General features: G+C 72.4%; 4 protein-coding genes and 1 pseudogene. 3 read left to right on the plus strand and 2 right to left on the minus strand.

The genetic code is table 11. The annotated features are described in order from the left end of the window. Positions 1-243 (minus strand): annotated as a pseudogene (locus tag ACIQOV_RS35245) (hypothetical protein); the annotation flags it as partial. 268 nt (positions 244-511) lie between these two features. Then, positions 512-781: a helix-turn-helix domain-containing protein gene (locus tag ACIQOV_RS35250; RefSeq protein WP_387695482.1), complete on the minus strand. Its 270-nt coding sequence runs from the start codon at positions 779-781 to the stop codon at positions 512-514. Between the two features lie 98 nt (positions 782-879). On the opposite strand from ACIQOV_RS35250, the gene map reads away from it, so the two are divergent. From map to ACIQOV_RS35265, 3 genes are all read left to right on the plus strand, one after another. Then, positions 880-1,647, plus strand: coding sequence for a type I methionyl aminopeptidase (map, locus tag ACIQOV_RS35255; protein WP_401054919.1), 768 nt, complete (start codon positions 880-882; stop codon positions 1,645-1,647). Positions 1,648-1,687: 40 nt separating this feature from the next. Beyond that, positions 1,688-2,383 (plus strand): HAD family hydrolase, encoded by a 696-nt coding sequence (locus ACIQOV_RS35260; protein WP_401054920.1) that lies wholly within the window; start codon positions 1,688-1,690, stop codon positions 2,381-2,383. A gap of 84 nt (positions 2,384-2,467) precedes the next feature. Beyond that, positions 2,468-2,893, plus strand: coding sequence for a thioesterase family protein (locus tag ACIQOV_RS35265; RefSeq protein WP_359912486.1), 426 nt, complete (start codon positions 2,468-2,470; stop codon positions 2,891-2,893). Positions 2,894-2,963 lie beyond the last annotated feature (70 nt).

A 2,963-nucleotide genomic window follows, 5' to 3' on the forward strand; every position in this document is an offset into this window, starting at 1 on the left:
GGTGAAGGGGTCGTCGCCGATCGGGTCCTCCCGCTCCTCCGGCAGGGAGATCAATTCCTGGCCGGTGGGCACGAACTGACGGGCGACCGGATCGTCGAGCTCGACGATCCGCCCGCGCATGGCGGGAGTGATGCTGAGGGCGTACTTCTTGGCGACGTCGGTGATCGTCGCGAATTCTTCCTCGGGGACGAGTTGCTGGGCGAGCAGTTCCTTGGGCGTGCGAATCGGGCGCGGGGCGACCATGTCTTCAGCTCCTGGGGAAACCGATGAAGATCGTTCGGCGGACGGTGTCGCGTCGCGTTTCGACGGACACCGAAATTCCCGCGAGCGACATCATCACGGGATTTGAGGAGGGCTTCGGAAATCGATTCGGCGGTGAAAACCGAGAAGGCCGACGAACGACGACGCTAGTCCGGTGGCATAAACGCGTCAAGTTTTGATTGTGACAATATCCGGGAGGCCGCGTCACCGGATGTTAACGGTCCGCGTACGGGCGCCGCGGAGGGGTGCGCTAGGCGGAGAGCGCCTCGCCGCTCTCCGGGGGCGCGCACGCGGCGGCCAGGTCGTCCATGGACAGGTCGAGCGCGAAGGCCAGCGCCGCGATGGTGAAGAAGGACGGTGTCGGCGCCCGGCCGGTCTCGATCTTCCGCAGCGTCTCGGCCGAGACGCCGGCCGCCGCGGCCACCTCGACCATGCTGCGCTCGCCGCGCGCCTCGCGCAGCAGCGCCCCGAAGCGCTCGCCGCGCTCGCGCTCCCACGGGGTCAGCGGAGTCCTCACCATGCCGACGAGTCTACGGCCCCCTCGCCGCCCGGCGTCCACGCCCCGCAACCGTGATACAAATACCGGTATAAGAATTGGATCCAGAGGAGAGAAGCACCATGGTCGAACTCAAGTCGGACGCCGGGCTGGCCGCGATGCGCGAGGCCGGACGGGTGGTCGCGCAGGCGCTGGCGGCCGTCCGGGAGCAGGCGGCGGTCGGCGTGAGCCTGCTGGAGCTGGACGAGGTGGCGCGGGGCGTGCTCAAGGCCGCCGGGGCCGGCTCGCCGTTCCTCGGCTACCGCCCGTCCTTCGCGCCCGTCCCGTTCCCGGCCGTCATCTGCGCCTCGGTGAACGACGCCGTGGTGCACGGCATCCCGAACGGCTACCGGCTGCGCGACGGCGACCTGGTGAGCATCGACTGCGGCGCCCTCCTGGACGGCTGGGCCGGGGACTCGGCGGTCAGCTTCACCGTCGGCACCGCCCGCCCCGAGGACACCGCCCTGATCGAGACCACCCGGCGCGCCCTGGAAGCGGGCATCGCCGCCGCCGTGGTCGGCAACCGGACCGGGGACATCGCCCATGCCATCGGCACCGTCGCCCGCGCCGGCCGCTACGGCCTGCTGGACGGCTACGGCGGGCACGGCATCGGCCGCCGGATGCACGAGGACCCGCACGTGGCCAACGAGGGCCGCCCGGGGCGGGGTTACCCGCTGCGCCCCGGCCTGGTGCTGGCGATCGAGCCGATGCTGCTGGCCGGCGGGCGCGACGACCACCGCACCGATCCGGACGGCTGGACCCTGCGCACCGTCGACGGCAGCCGCGCCGCCCACGTCGAGCACACCGTCGCCATCACCGAGGACGGTCCGCGCATTCTCACCCTGCCCTGATCCGACAAGATCCACAAGGCACGCCCTAAGCTCGGGGTCCATGACCAAAGGCGTGATGTTCGATTTCTCCGGCACCCTCTTCGGCGTCGTCCCCACCGCCGAGTGGCTGGCGGCCCACACCGCCGCCACCGGCCTCGTCCTGCCGGCCCGGGAGGAGGCCGAACTGGTGGCCCGGCTGGAGGAGTTCGGTGCCCTGCCCGGCGGGGTGCCGCCGCGGCGGATCCGGCCGGAGGTCCAGCCGGCGTGGGACACCCGGGACTTGACCCCGGAGCTGCACCGGGCCGCGTACACCGCGCTGACCCGCGACGCCGAGCCGCCCGCCGCCCTCGACGTGGACGCCCTCTACGAGTCCCACTGGGCGCCCGCGAACTGGCGGCCGTACCCGGACACCGCCGCCGTGCTGCGCGAGCTGCGCCGCCGGGGCGTGCCGGTCGCGGTGGTGAGCAACATCGGCTGGGACCTGCGGCCGGTCTTCCGCGCGTACGGCCTGGCGGAACTGGTCGACGTCTACGTGCTGTCGTACGAGGTCGGCGCGCAGAAGCCCGATCCGGTGATCTTCGAGATCGCCTGCGAGCGGCTCGGGCTCGCTCCGGCCGACGTCCTGATGGTCGGCGACGACCGTACCTGCGACGGCGGTGCGACCGCGCTCGGCTGCGGCTTCCACCCCGTCGAGCACCTGCCCGTCGACCGGCGCCCGGACGCCCTCACGCCGGTGCTGGACGTCCTGACCGGATGATCCCGGAGAGGCCGGACCCGGCGGCGTGACGGCGTGACGCAGGACACGAGGTGGCACGCCCGCGGCCCGGAGTAGCGTGCGGGCATGAGTGATCAGGACTTCACCACACGCATCACCGTCCGCGGGTACGAGACCGACTCCCAGGGTCACCTCAACCAGGCGGTCTACCTCCAGTACGCCGAGCACGCCCGCTGGGAGTACCTCCGGGCGGCCGGGATCCGCCAGGCGGACCTGGTCGCCGAGGGGGTCGGCCCGGTCGTCCTGGAGACCACGGTCAAGTACCTGCGGGAGCTGCGCGCGGGAGACTCGGTGGAGGTGGGCTGCTCGTTCACCTGGCGGGAGGGCAAGACCTTCCAGCTGGTGCAGCGGCTGGTCCGCGAGGACGGCGTGCTGGCCGCCGAGATCACCGGCGTCGGCGGCATCCTCGACCTGACGGAGCGCAGGCTGGTCGCCGACCCGCGCGAGCCGCTGCGCGCCCTGGCCGCCGACCCGGGCCTGCTCGGCCTCTGAGCGAACAGGCCCGGCGAACCCGGCTCGGCGAACCGGCCCGGCGAACCCGCCCGGCGAAACCGGCCCCGCC

Origin of the sequence: Kitasatospora sp. NPDC091257, assembly GCF_044757675.1 — a bacterium.
In the GTDB taxonomy this organism is placed as follows: domain Bacteria; phylum Actinomycetota; class Actinomycetes; order Streptomycetales; family Streptomycetaceae; genus Kitasatospora; species Kitasatospora lactacystinica.

Excerpts from the sequence above, each read along its gene's own strand:
- ACIQOV_RS35250 (WP_387695482.1), bottom strand. The coding sequence starts at position 781 with ATGGTGAGGACTCCGCTGACCCCGTGGGAGCGCGAGCGCGGCGAGCGC.
- map (WP_401054919.1), top strand. The coding sequence starts at position 880 with ATGGTCGAACTCAAGTCGGACGCCGGGCTGGCCGCGATGCGCGAGGCC.
- ACIQOV_RS35260 (WP_401054920.1), top strand. The coding sequence starts at position 1,688 with ATGACCAAAGGCGTGATGTTCGATTTCTCCGGCACCCTCTTCGGCGTC.
- ACIQOV_RS35265 (WP_359912486.1), top strand. The coding sequence starts at position 2,468 with ATGAGTGATCAGGACTTCACCACACGCATCACCGTCCGCGGGTACGAG.